General features: G+C 40.7%; 20 protein-coding genes and 2 pseudogenes. 14 read left to right on the forward strand and 8 right to left on the reverse strand.

The genetic code is table 11. The features are described from left to right. Positions 1-36 precede the first annotated feature (36 nt). The 4 genes and pseudogenes from B9T38_RS02850 to B9T38_RS02860 all read right to left on the reverse strand — a co-directional run. On the reverse strand, positions 37-1,434 hold the full coding sequence (locus B9T38_RS02850; protein WP_171263148.1) for an efflux transporter outer membrane subunit: 1,398 nt from the start codon (positions 1,432-1,434) through the stop codon (positions 37-39). A gap of 17 nt (positions 1,435-1,451) precedes the next feature. Then, positions 1,452-3,434 (reverse strand): MacB family efflux pump subunit, encoded by a 1,983-nt coding sequence (locus B9T38_RS02855; protein WP_086195348.1) that lies wholly within the window; start codon positions 3,432-3,434, stop codon positions 1,452-1,454. 2 nt (positions 3,435-3,436) lie between these two features. After that, a pseudogene (locus tag B9T38_RS17175) lies at positions 3,437-3,736 on the reverse strand (permuted SH3 domain-containing protein); the annotation flags it as partial. Positions 3,737-3,798: 62 nt separating this feature from the next. Beyond that, positions 3,799-4,780 (reverse strand): annotated as a pseudogene (locus B9T38_RS02860) (efflux RND transporter periplasmic adaptor subunit); the annotation flags it as partial. Positions 4,781-5,360: 580 nt separating this feature from the next. On the opposite strand from B9T38_RS02860, the gene B9T38_RS02865 reads away from it, so the two are divergent. Beyond that, positions 5,361-5,810 carry a bacteriohemerythrin gene (locus B9T38_RS02865; RefSeq protein ID WP_086195350.1) on the forward strand — a complete coding sequence of 150 codons (450 nt, stop codon included), beginning with the start codon at positions 5,361-5,363 and terminating at the stop codon, positions 5,808-5,810. On the opposite strand, the gene holA is transcribed toward B9T38_RS02865, so the two are convergent. From holA to B9T38_RS02885, 4 genes are all read right to left on the reverse strand, one after another. Next, positions 5,807-6,805 (reverse strand): DNA polymerase III subunit delta, encoded by a 999-nt coding sequence (gene holA, locus B9T38_RS02870; protein ID WP_086195351.1) that lies wholly within the window; start codon positions 6,803-6,805, stop codon positions 5,807-5,809. The two genes, B9T38_RS02865 and holA, sit on opposite strands and share 4 nt — an antisense overlap. Positions 6,806-6,822: 17 nt before the next feature. Beyond that, the gene (locus tag B9T38_RS02875; RefSeq protein WP_086195352.1) at positions 6,823-7,359 is read right to left on the reverse strand and encodes an LPS-assembly lipoprotein LptE; all 537 of its coding nucleotides are present in this window, start codon (positions 7,357-7,359) and stop codon (positions 6,823-6,825) included. A 182-nt stretch (positions 7,360-7,541) separates the two neighbouring features. Beyond that, a complete protein-coding gene (gene leuS / locus B9T38_RS02880) occupies positions 7,542-10,163 on the reverse strand; it encodes a leucine--tRNA ligase (RefSeq protein ID WP_086195353.1) in 2,622 nt (873 codons plus the stop codon). A 625-nt stretch (positions 10,164-10,788) separates the two neighbouring features. After that, a complete protein-coding gene (locus tag B9T38_RS02885; RefSeq protein WP_086195354.1) occupies positions 10,789-11,112 on the reverse strand; it encodes a DUF4124 domain-containing protein in 324 nt (107 codons plus the stop codon). A gap of 783 nt (positions 11,113-11,895) precedes the next feature. Here B9T38_RS02885 and B9T38_RS02890 point away from each other — a divergent pair. The 13 genes from B9T38_RS02890 (at position 11,896) to rlmN (ending at position 25,464) form a co-directional block, all read left to right on the forward strand. Then, positions 11,896-13,623: an acetolactate synthase 3 large subunit gene (locus B9T38_RS02890; RefSeq protein WP_086195355.1), complete on the forward strand. Its 1,728-nt coding sequence runs from the start codon at positions 11,896-11,898 to the stop codon at positions 13,621-13,623. After that, on the forward strand, positions 13,620-14,111 hold the full coding sequence (gene ilvN, locus B9T38_RS02895; protein ID WP_086195356.1) for an acetolactate synthase small subunit: 492 nt from the start codon (positions 13,620-13,622) through the stop codon (positions 14,109-14,111). Before B9T38_RS02890 ends, ilvN begins: the two co-directional genes overlap by 4 nt. 109 nt (positions 14,112-14,220) lie before the next feature. After that, positions 14,221-15,237, forward strand: a complete 1,017-nt coding sequence (ilvC, locus tag B9T38_RS02900) for a ketol-acid reductoisomerase (RefSeq protein ID WP_086195357.1) — start codon at positions 14,221-14,223, stop codon at positions 15,235-15,237. A 188-nt stretch (positions 15,238-15,425) separates the two neighbouring features. Next, a complete protein-coding gene (locus tag B9T38_RS02905) occupies positions 15,426-16,253 on the forward strand; it encodes an XAC2610-related protein (RefSeq protein WP_086195358.1) in 828 nt (275 codons plus the stop codon). A gap of 855 nt (positions 16,254-17,108) precedes the next feature. Next, the gene (locus B9T38_RS02910) at positions 17,109-17,621 is read left to right on the forward strand and encodes a hypothetical protein (RefSeq protein WP_086195359.1); all 513 of its coding nucleotides are present in this window, start codon (positions 17,109-17,111) and stop codon (positions 17,619-17,621) included. 102 nt (positions 17,622-17,723) lie between these two features. Next, on the forward strand, positions 17,724-18,434 hold the full coding sequence (locus tag B9T38_RS02915) for a fimbrial biogenesis chaperone (protein ID WP_086195360.1): 711 nt from the start codon (positions 17,724-17,726) through the stop codon (positions 18,432-18,434). Positions 18,435-18,440: 6 nt separating this feature from the next. Then, entirely contained in the window at positions 18,441-20,774 is a 2,334-nt protein-coding gene (locus B9T38_RS02920) for a fimbria/pilus outer membrane usher protein (RefSeq protein WP_086195361.1), read from the forward strand. Positions 20,775-20,787: 13 nt separating this feature from the next. Then, the gene (locus B9T38_RS02925; RefSeq protein ID WP_171263149.1) at positions 20,788-21,201 is read left to right on the forward strand and encodes a hypothetical protein; all 414 of its coding nucleotides are present in this window, start codon (positions 20,788-20,790) and stop codon (positions 21,199-21,201) included. Positions 21,202-21,410: 209 nt separating this feature from the next. Then, positions 21,411-22,691, forward strand: a complete 1,281-nt coding sequence (locus tag B9T38_RS02930; RefSeq protein ID WP_086195362.1) for a glycosyltransferase family 4 protein — start codon at positions 21,411-21,413, stop codon at positions 22,689-22,691. A gap of 31 nt (positions 22,692-22,722) precedes the next feature. Beyond that, on the forward strand, positions 22,723-23,274 hold the full coding sequence (locus B9T38_RS02935; protein ID WP_086195363.1) for a phosphatase PAP2 family protein: 552 nt from the start codon (positions 22,723-22,725) through the stop codon (positions 23,272-23,274). A gap of 88 nt (positions 23,275-23,362) precedes the next feature. Next, positions 23,363-23,563, forward strand: coding sequence for a Fe-S cluster assembly protein IscX (gene iscX, locus B9T38_RS02940; protein ID WP_086195364.1), 201 nt, complete (start codon positions 23,363-23,365; stop codon positions 23,561-23,563). 111 nt (positions 23,564-23,674) lie between these two features. Continuing rightward, positions 23,675-24,106, forward strand: a complete 432-nt coding sequence (ndk, locus tag B9T38_RS02945; RefSeq protein WP_086195365.1) for a nucleoside-diphosphate kinase — start codon at positions 23,675-23,677, stop codon at positions 24,104-24,106. 122 nt (positions 24,107-24,228) lie between these two features. Further along, on the forward strand, positions 24,229-25,464 hold the full coding sequence (gene rlmN / locus B9T38_RS02950; RefSeq protein ID WP_086195366.1) for a dual-specificity RNA methyltransferase RlmN: 1,236 nt from the start codon (positions 24,229-24,231) through the stop codon (positions 25,462-25,464). The last annotated feature ends 34 nt before the right edge of the window (positions 25,465-25,498 follow it).

Here is a 25,498-nt window from a genome sequence, read left to right on the forward strand (position 1 = left end):
ATGCCCAAATGGCATCTTTTTTATTTCACCTTTAACTTAAGGCAACGGTTTGACTGGACTGCCGCCTAAAGCCTGCATCAAGGTGACATAGGCATTGTATTGGCTCTGTTTGGTTTGAACCCAAGACAAACGGGCATTACGCGTGGTTTCCTGCGCATCAAGCAGGTTTTTCAGGGCAATGGCACCATTGCGGTAACGTACTTCAGTTAGATGCTCGGTTTTCTCTGCAAGCTGTACATTGCGTTCTTGCAGTGCCACCTGTTTGTTTAATTCGGTACGGGCAGATAAGGCATTTTCCACATCGGCAAAGGCCTGATACAGGTTTTGACGGTACTGGACAATCGCTTTTTCATAATCCAGGTTACTGATCGCCAGATCTTTTTTCATGTCGTTATATTGCAGGAACGGCAGGCTGAGATTGGCACCCAAAGTTAATACCGGATTTTGCAAGAGACTGGTTAAAGATGTGCTGGAAGAGCCCAGGTTTCCGGTCAGGTTAATGGAAGGATAATAACTGGCTTTGGTGGCATCTTTAGTGGCAAGTGCCTTGCGTAAACGCAGTTCACTGGTTTGTAAATCCGGACGACGTGACAACAGCTCTGCTGGCAAACCTGCAGAAATAGCCGGTAGGGCAATACGCGGTAAACGTTGCGGTTCGGCAATATTGAGCTGCTGTACAGGTTGATGCATCAACGCTGCCAATGCTGTTCGGGTTTCGACTTTCTGCTGTTCAATCTGGCTTAAGGTCGCTTTTTGACTTTGCACCGATTGTTCCGCAGAAGTTAAATCTAGACCGGAAACCGCGCCGGCACGATATTGGCTGCGCACCAGCTCAAAGGTTTTTTGCGTACTGGCTAGGTTTTGTCCGGCAATTTGATAGCGTTCATTTAAATAACCTAACTGCCAGTATAAATTGGTCGTAGTGGCAATGAGGCTTTGTGCAGTAGCTTGCAAATCCTGTTCAGTCGCTAAAGCTTCCCATCTGCTGGCTTCGGTTTGACGTGCCAGTTTGCCGAATAAATCCAGTTCATAGCTTACGCCGCCACTTAAAGACAAGCCGCGTGAAGCATCATCCCCTGAATTCAGATCAAATGTATGTCCAGCGGAAACACTGGAGTTGACCCGAGGGCCTTGCTGGTTTTTCGCCAAACCGGCCTGTAAACGTGCCTGCTGCAAATTAATGCCGGCAACCACCAGATCGCTATTGCTGGTTAAAACCTGATTGACCAGCTGGTTCAGCTGCGCATCGCCAAATAAGGTCCACCATTGATCGGCATAGACATCGGCATGCACCTGCTGACTGAGTGCTTTGCTATTCTGGAAGCTGCCTGGAATATTCACGGCAGGCTGTTCGTACGGTGTTTTAACCACCGCAGCACAACCGACCAGTGAGCCAGTTAAAATAAGACTAGCAATAAGTTTGGTAAAATTCATTTGTATTCTAGGTATCCTTATTCTCGAGAAAGTGCATCGACAGGATTGAGCTGTGCTGCATTACGGGCAGGGATAAAGCCGAAGATAATCCCGATCATGCTTGAGCAGACAAAGGCCGCTACAATAGAGGTGGTGGAATAAGCCATCTGGAAGGTACCGCCAGCAAAATGACTAAACAGCTGTCCAATACCTAAAGATAAAAGCACCCCCAATATTCCGCCTAAAATACAGACCAGTACCGCCTCAATCAGGAACTGCTGCAAGATGTCACTTTGCCGTGCACCGACGGCCATACGCACGCCAATTTCCTTAGTACGTTCAGTTACAGAGACCAGCATGATGTTCATAACCCCAATACCGCCGACAATCAAGGAAATTACTGCAATTGCAGACACCAACAAGGTCATGGTTTGTGTGGTTTGCTGAATAGTTTCACGGATACTGTCTGCATTTTGGGTAAACACATCCTGTGCGCCGTGGCGTTGTACCAATAAATTTAAAATGGCATTTTCAGCTGCCGCACTTGGGTATTCGTCTTTGACCCTGATAATGATGCTACGTACATTTGCCTGTCCTAACATACGGCTCATCACTGTGGAATAGGGTAGGTAAACATTCAGGCTGTCTGAATTACCCATCATCGATTTTTGTGCTTCAACTACGCCAATGATACGACTGGGAACACTGCCCAACAGAATGACCTGACCGACAGGGTCGGTACCATCACTAAAAAACGTCTTTTGGGTATTGTCATCAATCACCACGTCCTGAGCACGTTCAGTCACGCCTTCTTTGTCAAAAGGCTGTCCTGAGGCAAAGTTCATACCTTTTACATAAAAGAAGTCTTCACTGACACCATTCACTGTGGCAGAAGCTTCGGTATCTTTAAAACGGGCAGTGACGCTGCTATTGACTGAAGGACTGACCCCATCGACATAGGGCTGTTCGGCCAAGGCATCAGCATCGGCAGGAACCAGGGTTTTTGCCTGGGAAGTTTTGGAGTTATCCCCAAATCCACGACCCTGATAGACGGTAATGGTGTTGGTGCCGAGACTACTGATATTTTCCAGAATTTTTTTTTGTGAACCATTGCCCAGTGCGACTACAGATACCACCGATGCAATCCCGATAATGATCCCGAGCATGGTCAGGAAGGTACGCATGCGGTGCGCATTCATCGCCAGCAGTGCCATATGAAAGGCTTCGCCTAGCCGGTCCGCCGCAGAGCGCCAAGAAGATGTTTTTTTCTGTGCAGTTTGTTCTAAGGTCTGTTTTTCTAAAACTTCATCTGTGGCAATTCCAGGTACATTCGGTTTATCTGAAATAATGTTGCCGTCACTAATTTCAATAATACGTGAGGCATTTTTGGCAACGTTATGATCGTGGGTAACAAGGATGATGGTATGACCTTTGGCATTCAGCTCGCGCAAAATACGCATCACCTCAATACCACTGTTTTTATCCAGTGCACCGGTCGGTTCATCGGCCAGAATCACGTCACCGCCGTTCATCAAGGCACGTGCGATGGAAACACGCTGCTGCTGGCCACCGGAAAGCTGACTGGGGCGGTTTTGGGTCTTTTCAGCCAATCCCAGGTCCGAGAGCAGCTGGGTGGAGCGCTGTTGACGGGCAGAGGCATCGACACCTGCATAAATGGCCGGAACTTCAACGTTAGCTGCCGCGCTTAAATCGCCCAACAGATGATAACGCTGGAAAATGAAACCGAAATATTCACGGCGCAATTGTGCCAGTTCATCTGCTTCTAATTGACGTGTTTCACGCCCTTTGACCTGATAGCTCCCGGAGGTCGGCTGATCTAGACATCCCAAAATATTCATCAGGGTGGATTTACCCGAACCGGACTGCCCGACAATCGCGACCAGTTCTCCGGGATAAATCTCTAAATTAATGCCCTTTAAAATCTGAATGGTGCTTTCCCCAGCGGGGAATTCACGAGTCAGATCTGTGACCTTGAGCAAAGGCTGTTGATCTTGACTCATGATTACATTCTCACTGGCCCGGCACCACCACCTACACGGTTACTGCGTTTGGCAGCATCATTTGAGGTATCTGAAGCATCTGCAATCACCACTTGGTCACCTGGCTTTAAGCCTTTAATTACTTGAGCAGTGACACGGTTGTTCAAGCCGACCAAAACAGGTTGCGGTTTGGCCGTACCATCTGGCTGAACTACACGGACCATCGACATGGAGGCCTTGCCTTGTTCAATCAGTGATTTTTCTTCCGCAGACAGTTGCAAGCGTTTAGGGCGGTCAGTTTGCGCTTGATCATGATCAGTCTGATTTTGTTGTTTTACCTGGTCTGCATTACGATCAGCACGTTTGCCTTGAGGGCGATTTGAACTTTGCAAGGCTGCTGCTGGTACAGTCAATACATTTTTTGCTTCAGCCAGGACTATATACACTTGCGCAGTCATATCAATACGCAGTTTGCCATCTTCATTGGGTACATCAAACAGGGCGTTGTAATACACAGCCGTGTTTGAAGATGAAGTGGATGAGTTATTGCTTTCTGTATTGATAGAGTTCGGTGCCGGTTCTACCTGGCGTAGTTTGGCATAATGTTTTTTATCGCTATTGCCCAAGGTGGTGAAATATACGGTTTGACCTTCTTCAACTTTCATCACATCAGCTTCAGAAATTTCAGCTTTAATCGTCATGTTGTCGAGCTTGGCCAGTTTGACAATGGTCGGTGCACTTTGATTGGCGTTAACGGTTTGACCTTCTTCAGTCACAATGGCCACGATGGTGCCATCCATAGGTGCAACAATCCGAGTGTAGCCCAAGTCTTCTTTGGCTGTTGCCAGGGTTAAGCGCGACTGTTCAATCTGGGCATTAATGGCCAAAATTTCCGCTTGGGCAGTTTTATAGCTGGCCAATGCAGCCTCAAGTTCTGCACGAGAAGTTGCATCTTGCGCATACATGGCTTGCTGGCGTTGATATTCCGCTTGAACTTTAGCCAAGTTTGCCTGTTTGACTGCCAGTTGAGCCTGCTGGTTTTTAATGCTTGCTTCAGCCGTTTTCAGGTCATTTTCCTGACGAATCGAATCAATTTGCGCAATCAGCTGACCCTGTTTCACCTGGTCACCCAATTGCACATACATTTTTTTCACCTGACCTGAAACCTGCGCCCCGACGCTGACCATTTTGGTGGCTTCAAGTACACCGGTTGCAAGTACAGAGTCTTCAATATCGCCACGCGTGACTTCACTGCTAATGTATTGCGGCGCTTGTTCTTTTGGTTTTAAAAAGAACCAGGCGGTGACTGCAATAACAAGAATACTGACTATGGCGACAACTATTTTAGACGGTTTTATTTTTGGCATAGTGAGCTGATAAATGAGGAAAATTGCAGCAATTATAAAAGCTAAATAAGGATAAAACGTGAACTTTTTAAAAACAAATGAGAATTATTTTCTTTTTGAAGTTCTATTAAAAATTTACTAAACAGAGAGTTGATTCCTTTTTAACAAAACTTTTAGCATGAATGAATAGAGCAGAGAAATTTTATTAAATTTCGATTCCATCAATTTTCTAAAAGATGGTTTTCAGCCTGATGCTTGAGTTTTTCAAAACGCTGTTGAGAAAGTGGAATGTCGTTCACTGAATCCGTGGTATCAAGATGTATTGGATTTTAGTCGAATGATAATAGATTTATTTAATGATTTTTATTTAGATAGCTTTTTCGTGCTGGAGATGTTGATTTCTTTTTTACCTTCACTCTCCTGAGTTTCCAACTGGTAGACATAATTTAAAAAATCTTTGTTTTATCTCTAGATTTAAATAAAAAAAGTTTGTAGTATTAAATCCATAAAATAATTATGGGTTTAATAATAAGAGCATTAATCCCCATAATTATGCGAAAAAGATCATAACTTTAATATTAAAATTTGTAAGAGGTAAGTGATGGAATGGAATCAAACCTATAATATTGGGATTGATGTGATTGATAATCAGCATCGTCAGATCTTGGATTATATTAATGCTTTGGAGCAGGTGAAAAACACGGGGCAGCGCGATAAAATTAAAGAGGTTTTGGAGGATTTAATTGACTACACCCAGTCGCATTTTAGCTTTGAAGAAAATTTGCTGGAACAAGTCAGTTATCAATACTTACCATCACATCGTGGTATCCATGACTTATTTGTAAAACGTCTGAATGATTACCGCCTGAAATTTGAAAAAGGTGAATCCATTGAAAAAGACTTGTATCGTCTGCTGTCCAAGTGGCTGATCAACCATATTCAGCATGATGATCAGGACTATGTCGATGCAGTGCGAGACAATATGTTGAGCTATCTACGTAAACAAGAAGAGAAAAAAGGCAAAAGCTGGTTTTCACGTTTCTTTAGTTAGGCGCTTGGCGATAAAAATAAGGTTTGACCACACATGCTGCTAATGGCTTGCAGAACCAGATGTTCGGGGTTTTCTTTGCCTAAACCTTTTATTGAAGCATCAATGCGTAACAATAGGGATGGCCAAGTCAGGAAACAGTTCGGATTGAGCCGTCTTAAGGCTTGTTGATATTGGCTAACTTTATTTTTCCAGATGCCCAACTGTAAGGCATTGTGTGGCTGTTCAAAAAGTTGCATCAGTAAACGCATTTCTTTGCTGATGCTCCACAAGATCAGGCTCATCGGTTCACCCGAGGCAATTAAATACTGGAAAATTTTAATTGCCTGAGCCAGATTGCCTGCAAGCAGGGCATCATTTAAATCATAAGTGGTGTAGCGCGACTGATCTTGTAGACATGAATACAAATGATCAATCTGGATGATCTCTACATCAGCAAAAGTATCACTGACGCGCATGAGGCTGTTTTTTGCAGCCAGCAGATTGTGCTCGTGGTGCTGTTCCAGCCAGGCCCAAGCATCAGGGGCCAGTTTGATGCCCAGCTTTTCGGCCTCAATACTTAAAATCCGTTGCCGGTCTTGCGGATAATTGGCCGCAAGTGACACTGTCACGCCATTGGCATCCACCACCTGAAAAAAACTGGATTTTAGGCTGCTGCTGTCCTGTTTCGGCATTACCACCAATAGCAGGTTTTGTTCATTATGCTGGATATAGCTTTTTAGTTGCTTGATGCCATTGGCATCGGGCTTGATATTGCCATGTACTTCAACAGCCAGTTGTGTGGAAAACAAGGACAGGCTGTTTAAAGCATTAAAGACATTTTTCCAGTCACTGACATTGCCAATATCATAACGCTGACGTTCAATTTCCTGTTTTTGCCAACTCTGCCGGAAAGCATCAAGTAAATTTTGTTCGAGCAGAGGTTCCTGACCATACATAATCCAGGCACCGCGAGCTTCATCAACACGTTTGAGTGCTTGGGGATAGTCAAGTTTCATCGCACGATTTTCTATATTTAAGGTTGGGTCGTAGAAGCCGCTGGTTTGGTCACGACTTTGGGTAAACGGTTGGATGAAATCTGACGCACAATTTGCTGTGCCACATCATCAACAATCACCTGATTGAGGTACTTCTGTTCCTGATCATCCGTGTTTACCGTAGCCACATCATATTGATAGCTGCGTGAAGCTGTGATGGCACGCGGTTCAGTAACCGGATTACCTTGTGCATCTTCAATACGGAAAGTCACGGTTAAGCGCAGTAGGGTTTCCACCAGTTTGCCATTCAATTCATGACGCTGTGGGGTGTAATCCAGTACACGCAACACATAAGCATCGGGACTATTGCTCAGCTGAATACCTGTTGCACCCAAATAAATTGCAAGTTTTTCATGCAATTGTCCTGCATTATCCGGCAATGCCAATTTCATTTTAGAATAAGCCACAGGAGCAGTTGTCGGGTTGGTGCCTTTTAAATGAAAGCCACAGCCCACTAAGCCTGCACTTAGACCACAAGTTAAAACAATTGCTGCTAAACGTTTGCCCAAATGCATGCGTTGTCCTCTGTATTGTTCTTCAAAGCAAAAAAGGAAGATCGAAAAATATGTAGTGATTGTATGTGCAAAGCCCGTTGATTGACAACGGGCTTTGTTTGGTAATTGTGAAATCTCCCCTAACCCCTCTTTGATAAAGAGGGGAAAGCCTCCCTTTTTCAAAGGGAGGTTTGGAGGGATTCTTAAACCACCAAGTTTACTAACTTATTCGGCACCACAATTTCTTTCTTGGTTGGACCGGTCAAGAATTGTTGTACTTCAGGCAATGCTTTGGCTTGTGCCAAGATGTCATCTTTAGATGCATCCACAGACACTTCGAGCTTGCCGCGAAGTTTCCCGTTGATTTGAACCACAATCGTTTGTGTATTACGTGTTAATGCAGATTTATCTACAGCAGGGAACGCAGCAGTTGTTAATTCAATACCAAACTGAGCCAATAAAGTCTGGCTTACGTGTGGCGCAAATGGAGCTAATAAAGTCAGAAGTGTGGTGATGGATTCACGAGCAACAGCAACATCGTTGTCATCTTTCGTTTCGAACTTGTTGTTCGCATTTAACAATTCCATCATCGCTGCAATGGCAGTGTTGAAGGCATGACGACGTTCAATGTCATCACCCACTTTCTGGATGGTTTCATGCGTTTTACGGCGTAAGTCTTGCGCAGCCGTAGAAAGCGCCACTTTGTCGATGTTTGAAGCATTGTTACCTTGCTCAAGGAAACCGGTTGCCAAACGCCATACACGTTTCAAGAAACGGTTTGCACCTTCAACACCTGCATCAGACCATTCAAGAGATTGATCTGGTGGAGCAGCGAACATCATGAATACACGTGCAGTATCTGCGCCGTATTGGTCAATAATCGCTTGTGGGTCGATACCGTTGTTTTTCGATTTCGACATTTTTTCCTGACCGCCAACCACGACTTCTTGACCATCACCAGTGTATTTTGCAGAAAGCACACGACCTTTTTCGTCTTTTTCCAGCTCGATATCCGCAGGGTTAAACCAGGTTTTCTTGCCTGATTCTGCTTCACGGTAGTAAGTATCAGCCAGTACCATACCTTGTGTTAACAAGTTGGTGAACGGTTCGTTGCCTTGTACCACACCTTCATCACGCATCAATTTGTGGAAGAAGCGCGCATAGAGCAAGTGCAAAATCGCGTGTTCAACACCACCGATGTATTGATTCACAGGCAGCCAGGTTTGACCTGCTTCAGGTTTGACCATGCCATCTGTAAAGTCTGGAGATGCATAACGTGCATAGTACCAAGATGATTCTACGAATGTATCTAATGTATCTGTTTCACGACGTGCGTCGCCACCACAGCAAGGACATTTTGTCTCGTAGAACTCAGGCATTTTGTTCAATGGGTTACCTGAACCGTCTGGCACTACATCAGTTGGAAGGACAACAGGAAGTTGATCTTCTGGTACTGGCACTTGACCACAGGTGTCACAGTTAATCATTGGAATTGGACAACCCCAATAACGCTGACGAGACACACCCCAGTCACGTAGACGGAATTGAACTTTAACGTTGGCAAGACCTTGCGGCTCAAGTTTTGCAAGGAAGGCATCAAATGCACCCTGGAAGTCTAAACCGTCAAATTCGCCTGAATTAACCAGTTTACCTTCTTTAGAGCCGTACCATTCTTGCCATTGAGTTGCATCAAAGTCAGCATCATCAGCGCCTTTGGCATCAATCACTTGCTTGATGGTTAAGCTATATTTGTTGGCAAATTCGAAGTCGCGTTCATCGTGTGATGGAACCGCCATCACCGCACCTGAACCGTAAGACATGAGTACGTAGTTCGCGATCCAAACCGGAACTTCTTCACCCGTTACAGGGTGCTTCACAGAAAGACCGGTTGCCATGCCTTTCTTCTCGGCAGTGGCAAGATCTGCTTCTGCCACAGAACCCATACGGCATTCTTCGATGAATGCTTGTAATTTAGGGTTAGTTTCAGCTGCTTTTAGTGCCATAGGGTGTTCTGCTGCAACAGCAACATAAGTCACGCCCATTAAAGTGTCGGCACGAGTGGTAAATACAGTTAAACCATCTGCATAGACGTCTGGGTTCGCTGAAGGGAAGGTGATTTCCATCCCTTGTGAGCGACCAATCCAGTTACGTTGCATGGTTAAGACTTGTTGTGGCCAACCGTCTTTTAAAGTTTCTAAATCGTCCAGTAATTCTTGCGCATAGTCTGTGATGCGGAAGTAGTACATTGGAATATCACGTTTTTCAACCAATGCACCTGAACGCCAGCCGCGGCCATTTTCAACCTGTTCGTTTGCTAGAACAGTTTGGTCTACAGGATCCCAGTTCACGGTAGACAACTTACGGTAGATCAGACCTTTTTTATAAAGCTGAACGAATAACCATTGTTCCCAGCGGTAGTATTCTGGTGTACATGTTGCAAATTCGCGATCCCAGTCAATCGACAGACCGAGTTTTTTCAACTGATTACGCATGTAATCGATATTTTCAAAGGTCCATTTTGCAGGTGCAACCTGATGGGCAATCGCCGCGTTTTCAGCAGGTAGACCGAATGCATCCCAACCCATAGGTTGCAACACGGTTTCACCTTTTAGACGGTGGAAACGGCTGATTACGTCACCAATCGTATAGTTACGCACATGACCCATATGCAGTTTGCCACTTGGGTAAGGGAACATCGAGAGGATATAACGACGTGGACCTTCTACAGTGTCGGCAACTTTAAAGGCTTTGCGAGATTCCCAATCCTGCTGGACTTGAGGCTCAATCGCACTGGCTTGGTATTCAGAGTCAATGTGAGTAGTCATATACGTAATACAAGAGAACGGTTAAAAAATTTAGCCCACAGCATAGCGCAAAATGCGATGCAATGTCAGTTTTCAGATCAGGATTTTATCTTCCTGGTCACTAGACATGGAACTTTTAAACATATCCTTTAATGATCTCATGTTTTTGAATTCACAAGTTTCTCTTTGTTTTATAAATGAGCTGCTTCTATTGATGCGTGGATTTCTTGTTATCTGATCGCACCAAACATGCTTGCATAAGGATCTTTCTTATATGTTGTCTGGACAATGCTACTACTTTTTCAGCTTGTTCAGTTTTGTGTTGAAAGGTTGATATAAGTCTGGTCTCTATGCACGTTTCGGCGGAGATGCTTTGCCAGCATGCGTTGAATCCCTGTTATCCAATCCTTTATAAAAATCTTCAGCATACCTGGATGGGGAAAAATAATATGAGGGGCAATATTATTCGCAGCATCAACAAGCAGAAGTACTCATCTATTCATTACAGCGAATAAGGCTTAAGCATTTGCGACCCTTTTTTCTAAGGTGAATATAGGGTTCTGTTACCGCTCTTTTCATCTTTATAGTTTTTTAGATTATCTAGAGTGATTACCGGTTCGTAATCACTCCTGGGCACAATATAATATTATTGGACTTTAGGTGTTGCAGGAATGCTGCCTTCTGGAATTGCGGGAATTGTTGGATTAACGGGTTTGTTTTCTTGAGCAGTATTCTTGGCTTCTTTCACAGCATTATTTTCTTGAGCCGCAGGACTAGCAGAATGTGCGGTGCCATAAGTCTCCACTTTACCTTTCTTCTTTGCCGATTTTGGTGGTGGGGTGGTGGTGTAGTGCGTAGACCCTTTGGCATCCACCCATTTGTAATATTCTTTGGCAAAACTCGTGGTTGAGCTGAGACTGAAGCTAAAGCATGCAGCCATGAATGCAATTTTGATGAAAGATGATGCCATAATAATCAAGTCCTTATTGTCATAATCAGTTGGATAGAGTGTGGGATAAATAGAACTCCTGATTGCTTCAGTATTTTATATGATCTTGATCGTTTTGCAGAGAAAAAAGATAAACTGCCCCAAAATGCAGATAAATGAATGATTAGGCAATCGTACTATTTGATCTTCATTTAATTAGAAAGATACTCCTTGATTCGCTACGGTGTTGTGACTCTGAATACAAAAATATATCCAGATACAAAATCAAAGTGTAAGAAATACATTTGAATTAATAAAAACATTTTTTAATAAAATAAATATTCATTCCATTTTATTATAATTTTTATATTTATTTTTTATGAAAATATTTTTTAATTATTTGAAAAATATAAAAAAGTTAATTTTTTTTTATTATGGTGTGCACTGCTAAAGACAAAACTGATGAATAAAAAATGAATAATTTAAAATTAAGCTATAAAAAGCTAATTTTTAAACTTGACTTTAATACTCGAAACCACAAAAATGCTGCTTTAGTTTTATATGCCTTAGATCGATCACCCTTCGAATAAGAGCCTTTTAGCAATGGACTTCTTCTCTAGCCGAGAAGCTGAACAAAGCCAACAAAATATGTTTATCCCAACATGTTTTAGACCTCATATTGCTCAAACAGCGACCAGGTCAGATTTTTTTCTTATTGCTATGAAAACTATGAAATTTGTGTGCTATAACAGAGCACACAGTGAATGAATGAATCACCACAAATGCCCTCCATTTGTGCGTGAAAAAAGATTAGGGTGAATCACGTTGGAACTTTTATCTGGTGGTGAAATGCTTGTTCGCGCATTGGCGGACGAAGGCGTTGAACATGTTTTTGGATATCCAGGCGGCGCAGTACTGCATATTTACGATGCGCTCTTTCAACAAGACAAAATTAATCATTACCTTGTACGTCATGAACAGGCTGCCGGTCATATGGCTGATGCTTATTCGCGTGTAACAGGTAAAACTGGTGTGGTACTTGTCACATCAGGTCCAGGCGCGACAAATACCGTAACGCCAATTGCAACGGCTTATATGGACTCAATCCCAATGGTGATTTTGTCTGGTCAGGTTGCAAGCCATCTTATCGGTGAGGATGCGTTCCAGGAAACCGATATGGTCGGTATTTCTCGTCCAATCGTAAAACACAGTTTCCAAGTGCGTCATGCCAGCGAAATTCCTGCGATTATTAAAAAGGCATTCTATATTGCTTCTTCAGGCCGTCCAGGTCCTGTGGTTGTCGATATTCCTAAAGATGCGACTAATCCTGCAGAAAAATTTGCTTACGAATATCCTGAAAAAGTGAAGATGCGTTCGTATCAGCCACCACATCGTGGTCATTCAGGCCAGATCCGTAAAGCAATTGACGAATTGATCAGTGCTAAACGTCCAGTGATTTACACTGGCGGTGGTGTGGTACAGGGTAATGCCTCAGCATTATTGACTGAATTGGCTCATTTATTGGGCTATCCGGTAACCAATACTTTGATGGGCTTGGGTGCATTCCCGGGCAATGACCCTCAATTTATCGGTATGTTGGGTATGCATGGTACTTATGAAGCTAACATGACCATGCACAATGCAGACTTGATTCTGTGTGTAGGCGCACGTTTTGATGACCGTGTGACCAATAATCCGGCAAAATTCTGTCCAAATGCCAAAGTGATTCATATTGATATTGATCCGGCAACCATTTCTAAAACCATCATGGCGCATATTCCAATTGTGGGTGCGGTAGAGCCGGTACTTCAAGAGATGCTGGTACAGTTGAAACAAATGAATGTTTCAAAACCGAACCCTGAAGATATTGCAGCATGGTGGAAGCAAATTGATGAGTGGCGTGCAGCACACGGCTTAAAAGTTGTAGCCCCAACTGATGGTACGATGAAGCCACAACAAGTCGTTGCCGCTTTAGATAAAATTACCAATAGCCAGGCGATTATTACTTCTGACGTTGGTCAGCATCAGATGTTTGGTGCGTTGTATTACAAATACACGCGTCCACGTCAATGGATTAACTCAGGTGGTTTGGGAACCATGGGTGTAGGCCTGCCTTATGCCATGGCTGCGAAATTGGCATTCCCAGACCAGCAAGTGGTATGTATTACCGGTGAAGCATCGATTCAGATGTGTATCCAGGAATTATCAACATGTAAGCAATATGGCCTAAATGTGAAAATTCTTTGCCTCAACAACCGTGCCTTGGGTATGGTGAAACAGTGGCAGGATATGAACTACGAAGGTCGTCATTCAAGCTCTTATGTTGAATCATTGCCTGACTTTGCTAAGTTGATGGAAGCTTATGGTCACGTGGGCATCCAGATTAACCATGCTGATGAACTTGAATCCAAGCTTGAAGAAGCCATGGCCATCAACGATAAATGCGTATTTATTAACGTTATGGTTGACCGTAGCGAGCATGTATATCCAATGCTGGTTGCGGGTCAGTCGATGCAAGATATGTGGTTAGGAAAAGGGGAGCGCACTCAATGAGACATATCATCTCTGTTCTCGTAGAAAACGAAGCGGGTGCACTTTCACGTCTGGTGGGATTATTCTCTCAACGTGGTTATAACATTGAGACTTTGAATGTTGCACCAACCGAAGACCCAACCATGTCACGTTTGACGCTGACCACGTATGGTGATGATCATAAAATTGAACAAATCACCAAACAGCTGAATAAACTGGTTGAAGTAGTGAAAGTGGTTGATTTGTCTGAGGGTGCGCATATCGAGCGCGAACTGATGCTGATTAAAGTGAAATCACTTGGATCGGCACGTGCAGAAATCAAGCGTACCGCTGACATTTTCCGCGCACAAATTGTGGATGTAACCCCGACGACTTATACCATTCAGATTGCCGGTACAACTGAAAAGCTTGACGGTTTCATTGATGCGCTTGCAGAAAATACCATTCTTGAAGTAGTGCGTTCAGGTGTATCGGGCATCGCACGTGGCGAAAAAGTTTTAACAGTCTAATTTTTTAACACATTCTACTCATCGTGGAGATGAGGATCCAGGTCAATGAATACCAATAACATCATTGACCTGGATAAAAGGAAACATAAGCATTTAAGCGGAGACAGCAATGCAAATTTTTTACGATAAAGACGCAGACTTATCGATCATCCAATCTAAGAAAGTAGCGATCATTGGTTATGGTTCACAAGGTCACGCGCATGCGCTTAACCTTAAAGACTCTGGCGTTGACGTAACTGTAGGTTTACGTGCTGGTTCGACTTCTTGGAAAAAAGCTGAAAATGCTGGTCTTAAAGTTTCAGAAGTTCCTGCTGCTGTTGCTCAAGCTGACTTAGTCATGATTTTGACTCCAGATGAGTTCCAATCTCAACTTTACCGTGACGTGATCGAGCCAAACATCAAACAAGGCGCGACTCTAGCATTTGCTCACGGTTTCTCTGTTCTTTACAACCAAGTTGTGCCACGTGCTGACTTAGACGTAATCATGATTGCGCCTAAAGCACCAGGTCACACTGTACGTTCTGAATTCCAACGTGGTTCAGGTGTTCCTGATTTAATCGCGATTCACCAAGATGCTTCTGGTAACGCGCGTAATGTAGCACTTTCTTACGCTTCAGGCGTAGGTGGCGGCCGTACCGGTATCATCGAAACTTCATTCCGTGAAGAAACTGAAACTGACTTGTTCGGTGAGCAAGCGGTTCTTTGTGGTGGTGCTGTTGAACTGGTTAAAATGGGCTTCGAAACTCTTGTTGAAGCGGGTTATGCGCCTGAAATGGCTTACTTCGAATGTCTACACGAACTTAAATTGATCGTTGACTTGATGTTTGAAGGCGGTATCGCGGACATGAACTATTCAGTATCGAACAATGCTGAATATGGCGAATACGTAACTGGTGTTGAAGTGATCAACGAACAGTCTCGTGAAGCAATGCGTAATGCGCTTAAACGTATCCAATCTGGTGAATATGCGAAAATGTTCATCCAGGAAGGTGCGTTGAACTACCCATCTATGACTGCTCGTCGTCGTCAAAACGCTGCTCATGGTATCGAAGTAACAGGTAACAAGTTACGTGCAATGATGCCTTGGATTCAAGCGAACAAAATCGTTGACAAAGAGAAGAACTAATTTTTTAGTTTAATCTTTAAAAAACCCTTGTTGATACAAGGGTTTTTTATTGTCTAAAGTATTTTTAGTTTTTTGATGAAGATCAGTCTATTAATAATTCGCAACAAAACACAGCGGCTGAGGATAGATCAAATGTAATTTTAAGTGTGATAGAGTAGACATAATTTATTGTTAAGTTTGGCTGAGTAATGAAAACTCAAATCCTGCTATGTCTTACCACTTTATCTTTTGCATGTTTAAGTTTTGCAGAAACAGTGCCTGTAACCAGGATTGATCACCTTAAATCTTTCACAAATGTTCGGGTCTCTATGCAGCGAATGTTGCGTTCAGATGATGGACGCTATTTTCTTGATTTGTATGCAGGAATCTGGAATCCACACGGCAAATTCCATGATTTGAACGAGCAAAAAGCGATTGCTTTTAAAGGTTTGCAAAAAGGAGATCAGCTTAATCTTAAATCGGTAAGTGTAGAGGGGGAGGCAACAGCATCTGAACAATATCAGTTGAATGGAAATTTAAATGCCAATACAGGACAGATGTCATCAGTTTTGATCACAGCAAAGAATAACGAAAGTATTCCAATTCAATTTGGGCCTGCATTTACAGCAGTAGAAAAGCCGCTGTTCATATTTAAATTTTATGGTCTTGAAAATCTCCAACAGCCTTATGGAAGAGCCTTAAAACAAGTGGATGTATGGAATAAAACGACCAATACAGTCGTTCAAAGTTTGTCAGGGTTTACTGCTTATCCCAAGAGTATTGGCTATATGGATATTAATCTTGATGGCTATTATGACATCGTGCTTTCAGATACTTCCAATGAACGAAAAATTGAAGATAAGCGCTTTATCTACTGGATGTATAACCCTAAAACCCATCAATTTCAACGCTCCCCCCAATTAGAAAATATTACTGGATTTCCAGCTGTTCAGGGAGAAAAACAACAAATTGATTTCGGTTATGGGCAGGCCTATCAAGTAAAAGATGGCTTATTAAATCGGGTAGAAAATAATTGAAAAATATTTTATAAAATATTTTTTTAAAAAATATAAATAAAAAATGAATTTGCATTAATTATTATTAAAAGAAAAATATTTAATTGGATGAATGTTTATCTTATAAATTCCTTAAATATTTATATGAATAATATTTTTTACTAAATGGTTATATGTCAAATTTTTATAACCATAAAATATTACATGTTGTATTAAATAAAGTCAGATACATTACGGTTGAGAAAACATTGGTATTAAATAAAAACAAGACTAAAAATAATTTTTTCGCCTTCTCTTTTTTATAAAAATAATTTATATAAGTTTTATTTTTGTTTAAGTGGTTATTTTCTAAATGAATTTATTTTTTTTGATGGAATTTGGAATTAAATTTATTGTGCCTAAAGAACAGTATTAATGTTTGAAAAATAAAGTAAAATTATCGATAAAATCACATATTTTTTAAATAATAAGCTGTAATTTACAAACTTTTGTAAATTATGTAACTTTATTTTAAACTAGTGTAAGTTGAGATAATTTTAAAAATAATAATAAAATTAGTGATTTAGTTGTTTTTATGTGTTTTGAAGATTATTTTATTGTTTTTTTATTTGACATAATTGGAAACATTTCTAAATTGTATCAATTTATTTTGTATCGTAACCTTATTATAAATATAGAATTAAAGTTGTAAAGCAAATAAAAAACAAACATTAAATTGATGTATTGTGAATAATACCATTTTTGCATTTTTTAAAATTAAAGATAATAAGATAGGTCAACGGTTACGTAACCTTACTCATAATAAAAAGAGTTACATCGTAATCGTTAAAATAACTATACACACATATTCTTTTAAAAAAAGAAATGGAGAAAATCATGAATAAAATGACCCAAGCTGCATTAGCGGCATTAGTACTTGGCGTTTGTGCAACAGGCGTGTATGCAGAAGATGATTTGGCAAGAGGGATACCAACTCCACCACCACCTTCAGGTTGTGATGTAGATTGTAGTGGTAAAATTGATATTAAACTTAAAGTTGAACCGCATTGTGAACTACAAGTACTTACTCCTACTTTGACTTTACAAGATAAAGTGGGTGGCGATACTGCACAGGGCAGTTTCCGTGTTGGGGCAAATGCACAGTTTAAGATTGGTTTAACAACTGCAAATGGTTCTAAACTTAAAATGGGTGCTAATGAAATTCCTGTTACAATTACCACCAAACGTAATGGTACAACCACTATTCCTTTGAATGCGACAACAGCAGGTCAACCATTTACGCCAGGAGGGTGGACGCCTTATGATGTTACTGTTGTAAGTCCACAAGTTGGTGTATCTAAACCAGTAGGTACTTATACTGAAGAATTGCGAATTGCTGTTTCATTCTAATTTTTAATTAGAAATAAAAAAAGTTGGTATCACTTTATAGTGATGCCAACTTCACTATAAAAAGATCAAAATTTAAAAATAAAAAATAATAGGTAGGGGAAAATGAATAAGTTATTTTCGATGTTCGCTATTTCTATTGTGTTGGCATGTTCACAGACAATTTATGCAGGACTAAAAATTACGCCTATCCAACTATATATATCGGATGTTAAAAAACAGCGTAGTGCTACCGTTACATTAGATTATAGTGAATCTGATCAAGCTAAAATATTTGAAGTTTCTGCCGTTAAATGGGGACAAAATGCAGAAGGGGAAGATGTTTTAGAGCCTGATAATTCCGTAGTGATTAATCCTAAAAACTTTGTATTACAACCCAATAGTAAGCAGATTGTTCGGGTAGGGTTTACTCAAATGCAAGCCCCAAAAAAAGAAGAAACTTGGCGAATCATTTTTAATGAAATTGCACCTACTGTAAAAGAGTCAAAAGTTAATTTCCTGTTTAATATTTCTGTCCCACTATTCGTAGGGGTACAAGAAAAAGTGAAGCTAAATTTTAACCCGGTATATAATGGATCACAGCTTTCATTAAATGTGAAAAATAATACCAATACACATGTTCAAATTAAAAAAATAACCATTCTAGATGACAAGAAAAAAGAAGTTGCAGTCACTACAGATATGAAATATTTACTTAATAATCAGCAACAAAAATTTAATTTTGGTGAGATTAAGTTGGGGAATTTCAATAAATATAAATTAATTATTGAAACAGATAGAAGTGAATTGCCGATGGAATTTAATTTGTCAGGGTGAGGGGTTATGCAAAAAATCATATTGTTTTTGCCATGTATATTTTTAAATATAGTCCTACCTATTCAGCGGGTAAATGCAGAGGAGAACAATGTTTTTTTTAGTAACGTCTGGTTAAATGGTATAGATAAAAATATAGAAACATTAGTATTTGAAGAAGATAAAAAAATATATATAGAGTGCCAATCTTTAAATGCTTTAGAGTTGAAAGGAGATTATTTTCCTGTCCATCCCATAAAAAAAGAGTTTTGCTTGGTTTCACTGAACCCAGCTCTTGCTGAAATAGATACACATGTACAGTCAGTAAAACTAACAGTACCCGCAGAGTATTTTCAAGCTAAAGAAATAGATCAAGAAAAATTGATTATGCCTAATAGGGCAGCTTTGGGTGCTTTTTTAAATTATGATCTTTTTTATGAGCAGACTTCACAGGATGACCAATTTAATTCATTAGCAGAATTAGGGGTGTTTAAAGATTATTGGTTATTTCAAAATTCTACGCTTATACGAAATTTAACTGAGAATGAACAGGCTCTGGCACCAGAAGAGGTAAAACAAGAAAAAATAGTTCGTCTAAGGTCCGCTTTTGATCTAGATTTTCCTGATAAGTTTTTAAGTTTAACCGTGGGTGATACCACTACTATTTCCAACCCCTTCGTTAATTCAGTACGTTATGGTGGTTTAAGTTTTGGAACAAATTTTACAGATCGGCCTGACTATATTTATTGGAATATGCCGACTTTAAAAGGAAGCGCTGTTTTACCCTCAACTGTGGATTTATATATTAATGGGGTTAGTATTTCTCAACAAAGAATTACTCCGGGGAATTATACTTTACAGCCTGGTGCATTGATTCAACAATCTGGAGATGCTCAGGTAGTGGTAGAAGATATTTTGGGTAATAAAACAGTCCAGAGTTTTCCTGTATATATTAATAATAAACTGCTTAAACCTGGGTTAAATGAATATAATATTTCTTTAGGTAAGATTAGATATAACTATGATCTTCAAAGTAATGATTATAGGGAATTTTTTTCTAATATCTATTTTAGGCGGGGTATAAGTAATTTAACTACCCTTGGGTTTAATGCTACATATAGTGAAGAAGTAAAGAATCTGGGTTTATTATGGACTCAAGCGATTAGTAAATATGCATTATTAGACGCTTTTATTGCAGGAAGTGATAGTAATGATGGATCTGGCTATTCGGTAGGTGGCTCGATTAGTCGTACTGTAAATAATATTTACTTGGGTTTTAGTGGGCAGTATTCCACTGATAATTATAAAACTTTGGGCTATAGCAATGAAGTACTTATTCCAAAATATGATTATATTTTTTATTTCAGTATGTATGATTTGCCAATAATAAATAATTTTAATTTAAATTATTTAGAACGAATTTATTATGAAAATGATAATTTTAATATTTCAGATAGCCGTATATTAAATCTAAGTATTTCTAAAATGCTGCGTTCAAATCTTTCATTTAGTATTTCAGGCTTTAAAGAGTTTGCTGGTGATAAAAATTCTGGTGCATATTTATCTTTAAACTATAGCTTAGGTAATAACAAGAATGCTTACTTCTCGCATTCAACAGATAATGAAACAAGGGTGCAATTTGTCAAAGCATCTCCAGCACAAACTGGGTTTGATTATGTTTTGGGGGCAAATCAGCGTCGTGGAAATTTAGCTTATCAAGCTGCGGGTTTATTAAAATCAAATGTAGGTGATTTACGTGTTCAATTGGACCAATCTGATGAATATGAAAATAATCAGGTGATTTATCGCGGGGCTATTGTCTGGTTGGGTGGAAAAGTAGCATTAACAAAATCTGTTGATAATGCATTCGCTTTAGTTAAAGTTCAGGATTCTCCAGAGATTGATGTTGCAAGGTCATTATCTCCTGTAGGAAGTACCAATAAAAATGGCTATTTATTTGTACATAATATTATTCCTTATGTGCCCTATGATATTTCGTTTGACCAAAATCAGTTAGCAATTGAAGATGCATTTGATTATTCGAGCCAAAAAATGATTGGCTTAAATCAACGGGGCTATATTCTAGATTTTCCTGTATATCATACCCAACAAGTCATTTTGCGTTTATTGGATCAAAATAATCAACAGATGCCTCGTACAAGCGAAGTATATATCAATGGTGAAGAGAGCCAGTATTTCCCTGTGGATGCCCAGGGTAGGGTGTATTTATATGGATTAAAACCGAATAAATATCGGTTTTTAGCGAAAGCCAAGGGTGGCGAGACATGTCAGGGTACTTTTGAGGTGTCAAATCAGAACCAAAAAGCGCTAGAGCAGTCAGTTATGGATGTTATTTGTCGCTAGAGAGGGTATTACAATGAAAAAAATTATCATGGTCATTTTACTCTATGCAAATTGTGCTTTCGCTTATGCGGGGCAATGCTATTTAAATGCTATATCCGAACCGGTCATGCATTTGGCAGATTATTATCATAGTTTTGCTGCAACTTCCTTTAAAGTCTTTTGTGACCAGTCCTATGCAATTAAATTTAGCAGTCAAAATTTGCGTAGCTCGGATGGTTCGAGTTATGTATCAAATGGTACTTACCGCTTGAAAACCCGAATGAATATTTCGGGTCCTGTGAGAAATCAGTGGAATGTGCCTCTTTCCCAGTCGGGAAATTCAAAAGATAGTAAATATGTCATTGCGGTACGATTGGAAGAACAGCCTTCTATACGTACGCCAGTTGGCATATATAGCGATGTAATATACGTAAACCTATTATTTTAATTATTTTGTATGCCAGTGAAGGACTGGTCTGTAATTGAACGTAAACGTAAAACTGAAAAGAGCTGTTTAAAATAGCTAGCTTTGGAAGAGGAGCGTGTTTTTATTGGCTGTTAGCATTATACAACGTTTCAATAAACAGTCATCTAAGAATCATCAAACTGAAAGAATTAACATCTAAGCTAAATCTAAAATAACGATATAGGTGCTGTATGGCAAATTTGTATGCGAGCAACCTGCTAAGACAACAAAATTTTCCAGAAAATTTCCAATTTTATTTTAAAAAAAATAAGCAAGACCGCATTTTTGATGATGTCGCGATACTCACTGGGTTAATTCGCCCACGGCTGAAAATTGCCATTGTGACAGAAACCTGGTCTCCAGAAATTAATGGCGTGGCACTGTCTCTATTGCAACTCTGCAAGGGTTTGCAGAAACAGGGCCATAAAATTTTACTGATTCGGCCGGAACAAAAGCAGCTGTGTGATCAATTTTTGCCAAATCAGCAGTGTTTAGTCAAAGCTCAGGCTATTCCTCAATATCCAAGCTTGCAATTTGGCTGGCCACAATTTTTAAAAGTTTCTCAGGCATTGGATCAGTTTGCACCAAATGTTGTGCATATTGTTACAGAAGGACCATTGGGATTAAGCGTTTTGCAGGCAGCGAAGACAAAGGGCATACCTGTTTCAAGTGCCTTCCATTCACCTTTTCAAGAATTTAGTCGCTATTTCGATTTAGCCTTTTTAATTAAGCCCATTCAGCGTTATTTACGTTGGTTTCATAACAATACACAACTGACCTGTATTCCCAGTAAAGATACTGAATATATTTTAAGAGAATTTGGCATTTGTTGTCCTTTGGTTGTGGTGGGGCGTGGCGTGGATGTTACGCATTTTTCACCCCAACATTACTCCAGCGTTTTACGTCAGCAATGGCAGGCAACACCGAGTACTCAGGTCATGCTTTATGTGGGACGGTTGTCACCTGAAAAGGAAATAGATGTTCTGGTTCAAGCCTATCTCTCCATGAAGAAAAATAACCCGGATATCAAACTGGTGATTGTGGGTGATGGTCCGGAGCGTGGTCGTCTCGAAACATTATGCCAAGGACATGATGTCATTTTTACAGGAAATTTATCAGGTCAGAAACTTGCCCAAGCTTATGCAAGTGCAAATGTTTTTGTATTTGCCAGTCAGGTTGAAACCTTTGGCAATGTGGTGCTGGAGGCCATGGCAAGCGGTTTGCCAGTGATTGCCTATAATTATGCCTGTGCACATTTGCATATTAAACACGGCTTGACAGGTTGGCTGAGTTCTTTGGGTGATAAGACAGGTTTTATGCAGTCAATGTATCAGTTGCCGAGCAATCAGCAATTGAAACATATGGGACTGGAAGCTCGAAAGGCCGTGCAACATATAGGTTGGCAATATCCAGTGCAACAATTTGAGCAAGCACTGTATACGGTAGCGATGGAGACAGCAATGACATCCTAAATTTTAAGCGACAGCTTAAAGGAGCATCATCATGGATTTAAAAAAAGCAAAAATAACGATGTTGGATCTGGATTTAAAAGGGTGCTTGTATTTGAATAATTTTTCACATTCACATACGGTAGCCCACTTTTTTAAAATAATCAGCCGTTTTGGCAATGGTTTGTTCTGGTTCATTATGCTCGCCAGTCTATGGGTGCTGGAAGGGGTATTTTATATTGTACAAGTGTTATATCTACTGGTTAGCGGATCGGTAGGTACCGTAATTTATAAAATCTTAAAACAAAAAACGGTACGTCCTCGACCTTATCAAGTACATCAGGTGATTCGATTGCAAGAACCGCCGCTCGACCATTTCAGTTTTCCTTCTGGTCATACCCTGCATGCTGTCATGGCCAGTACGGTCATGGGTTATATTCAGCCCATGCTATTGATTCTGATGTTACCTTTTACCATTCTGGTGGCGATATCACGGATGGTATTGGGGCTACATTATCCGAGTGACGTGCTGGTAGGCGCATTGATTGGTGTCGTGATTGCTGGTGGCATTATTGAGAGTGCGCCTTTTTTTAATATCATGTTGTAAAAATGCAGCTGATCAATCAGGAAAATCACGCGATTTTTCCAAAATTTGCTAAAGTATTGCCACTGATTTGAACATATTAGGAATAGCCATGGGTTTGCGTTGGACAGATACTATTGATATTGCGATTGAGCTTTCTGAAGCACATCCAGATGTAGATCCGCAATGGATTCGTTTTACCGATTTACACGCTTGGGTATGTGCATTACCAGACTTTAATGATGACCCAACCAAATCGACTGAAGGTTTGCTGGAAGGAATTCAAATGGCTTGGATTGATGAAGTGCGTTAAGCGCTACATCGAAAAAAGCAATTTTTTTACATATCAAAAGCAGAAAAAAGCCCATTATTCGGTATAATGCGGCAAATTTTCATGTCAACAATTGATTTAAGGAGCCAATCAATGGCTATTGAACGTACTTTATCTATCGTTAAACCAGACGCAGTTGCTAAAAACCACATCGGCGACATCTTTGCTCGTTTCGAAAAAGCTGGTCTTCAAATCGTTGCAACTAAAATGAAACACTTGACTCAAGCTGAAGCTGAAGGCTTCTATGCTGAGCACAAAGAACGTGGTTTCTTTGGTGATTTAGTTGCGTTCATGACTTCTGGTCCAGTTGTAGTTTCAGTTCTTGAAGGCGAAAACGCAGTTCTTGCTCACCGTGAAATCCTTGGCGCAACTAACCCTAAAGAAGCTGCTCCTGGTACTATCCGTGCAGACTTTGCTGTAAGCATCGACGAAAATGCTGCTCACGGTTCTGACTCTGTAGCATCTGCTGACCGCGAAATTAACTATTTCTTCGCGCAAACTGAGATTGCTCCACGTACTCGTTAATACGCAGTATTCAAGCCAGATAAGTGTTATTATACTTATCTGGTTTTTTTATTCTCTGAATAATCCTCTGCTCAGATATTGAGCTTCTCCTTTCATCTTTAGGCATGGTTTAGGTAATACACATGAGTACTGAAGTAGTCGCTACATCAGCAATTTCTGATGCACAGCAACCATCTCCATCCGCTCCGACGCAGCAAAATTCTGTGGAAAAAGTGAACTTACTTGGCATGTCACGTCCGCAAATGGAAAAATTCTTCGAAGATATGGGTGAGAAGAAATTTCGTGCCGGGCAGGTGATGAAATGGATTCACCAATTCTTCGTGACCGACTTTGCTGAAATGACCAATATTTCCGGCAAACTGCGTGAAAAATTAGAAAAGATTTGTGAAATTAAAGCCCCGGAAGTGGTGCATAAAAACTATTCCAAAGATGGTACCCGTAAGTGGGTGTTCCGTGTCGGCGATGGTGATGGTTCTCTGGTTGAAACCGTGCTGATTCCGGCAGAAGACAAAACCGGTTCTCGTAAAACCCTGTGTATTTCTTCACAGGTCGGCTGTGCACTGGACTGTTCATTTTGTTCTACGGGCAAACAGGGTTTCCAGCGTGATTTAAGCCAGGCTGAAATTATCGGTCAGCTGTGGATGGCAAATTATTCCTATATGGAAGATGTGCCTGTGGCAGAGCGTGAGCGTTCTGTGACCAATGTGGTGATGATGGGCATGGGTGAGCCATTGTTGAACTACGATGCCGTGCTGAATTCAATGCGTATCATGCTCGATGATTTTGCATATGGCATGTCTAAACGCCGTGTGACCTTGTCGACTTCGGGCGTGGTGCCAAAAATTGACCAGTTGGCGCAAGATATTGATGTCGCCTTGGCGATTTCATTGCATGCCACCAATGATGAGCTGCGTAACGAGCTGGTGCCGATCAATAAAAAATATCCTTTAGAGCAGTTGATTGCGGCTTGTCAGCGCTATATTGGCAAAGATGGCAATGAAAGCTCACGTAAGCACGTGACCATTGAATATGTGATGCTGGATGGCGTGAATGACCATCCTGAACATGCACAGCAAATGATTAAGCTGTTAAAGAACTTGCCAAGTAAAATTAACCTGATTCCATTTAATCCGTTCCCGCATGCACCCTATGGGCGTTCCAGCCGTAACCGGATTATTTCTTTCCAAAAAACTTTGTCTGATGCCGGTTTTGTGTGTACGATTCGTCAGACGCGTGGTGATGATATTGATGCCGCGTGTGGACAGTTAGTTGGACAAGTTGCTGACCGTACCCGTCGTGCGGAACAGTGGAAAAAGAAAGTGGCGCAGCAGAATGAGATTCTGCGCACTCAAGGATAATAAAGGGGATGTCAATTGAGAAAGCCCACATATA

This window comes from Acinetobacter sp. ANC 4218 (assembly GCF_002135245.1).
Classification (GTDB): Bacteria; Pseudomonadota; Gammaproteobacteria; order Pseudomonadales; family Moraxellaceae; genus Acinetobacter.